This is a genomic window from Bradyrhizobium sp. P5_C11_2, from assembly GCF_054049755.1.
The window spans coordinates 1-1,551 of record NZ_JBFULT010000957.1 but is presented as its reverse complement, the minus strand read 5'-3'; the positions used below and the strand labels follow the sequence as shown (position 1 = coordinate 1,551).

Here is a 1,551-nt window from a genome sequence, read left to right as displayed (position 1 = left end):
ATTGATGACAGCGTCCCGACGCATGCGTGCCGGGGCCGAACGAGAAGAAGATTGGACGCCATGCAGGTCACAGAAACCCTCTCGGAAGGTTTGAAGCACGAGTTCAAGATCAGCGTTCCCGCGTCTGATCTGGACGCCAAGGCCGGCGCCAAGCTCGTCGACCTCAAGGACAAGGTGCGCATCAACGGCTTCCGTCCCGGCAAGGTGCCGGTCGGCCACCTGAAGAAGGTCTATGGCCGCTCGGTGATGGCCGAGACCATCGACCAGACCATCCGCGACACCAACACGCAGCTGTTCTCCGAGCGCGGCTTCCGCCTCGCGACCGAGCCGAAGATCACGATGCCGACCGAGCAGAGCGAGGTCGAGGAGCTGCTTTCGGGCAAGACCGATCTGACCTACACGGTCGCGATCGAGGTGGTGCCGTCGATTGCGCTCGCCGACTTCAAGAGTTTCCAGGTCGAGAAGCCGGTCGCGGACGTCTCCGACGCCGATGTCGACGAGGCGATCAAGCGCATTGCCGATTCGAACCGCGGCTATGCCGCGAAGGCCGAGGGCGCCAAGGCCGAATCCGGCGACCGCGTCACCATCAGCTTCAAGGGCACCATCAACGGCGAAGCCTTCGAGGGCGGCGCCGGCGAAGGCATCCAGGTCGTGATCGGCTCCAACACCTTCATCCCCGGCTTCGAGGAGCAGCTCACCGGTATCGGCGCGGGCGAGACCCGCACGCTGAAGGTCGCGTTCCCGAAGAACTACATGAACGACAAGCTCGCCGGCCAGCCGGCCGAGTTCGAGACCACCGCGACGCTGATCGAGGCGCCGCAGGACGTCGCGATCGACGACGAGTTCGCCAAGACGCTCGGCCTCGAATCGCTGGACAAGCTGAAGGAAGCCGCGCGCGAGCGTCTGGTCGCCGAGTTCGCGACCGCGACGCGCCAGCGCGTCAAGCGCACGCTGCTCGACCGCCTCGACGAGGCGCATCGCTTCGAGGCGCCGCCGTCGCTGGTCGACGAGGAGTTCAATCTGATGTGGAACTCGGTCAAGGCCGAGATGGACTCCGCCGGCAAGACCTTCGCCGACGAGGACACCACCGAGGATGCCGCGAAGGAGGAGTACCGCAAGATCGCCGACCGCCGCGTGCGGCTCGGCCTCGTGCTGTCGGAGATCGGCGAGAAGAACAAGATCACCGTGACCGACGACGAGGTCGGCCGCGCCGTGATCGAGCGGGCCCGCCAGATGCCGGGCCGCGAGAAGGAAGTCTGGGACTATTACCGCAGCAATGCCCAGGCGCTGGCCCAGCTTCGTGCACCGATCTACGAGGACAAGGTCGTCGACTTCATCCTCGAGCTCGCCAACGTGACCGAGAAGAAGGTTTCGCGCGAGGACCTCTACAAGGACGAGGAGGCGGAAAAGACCGCCGCCTGAAGGCATTGAGAAAGCCTTCTATTAAGGATGATCTGCCTAAGAAGCCCAGCTAGCCAGGTGGCCGGCTGGGCCAGTTCGCGCGAATCAGATTCAACTGCCGCGTGGATTAAGCGTTAATTCGGTCCGCAC

The 1,551-nt window shown here is 64.2% G+C and carries 1 protein-coding gene; it reads left to right on the top strand.

Going from position 1 to position 1,551, the window contains the following annotated elements; genetic code table 11:
* The first annotated feature begins 60 nt into the window (after positions 1-60).
* Entirely contained in the window at positions 61-1,422 is a 1,362-nt protein-coding gene (gene tig / locus ACXJL8_RS40690; RefSeq protein WP_456620177.1) for a trigger factor, read from the top strand.
* Positions 1,423-1,551 lie beyond the last annotated feature (129 nt).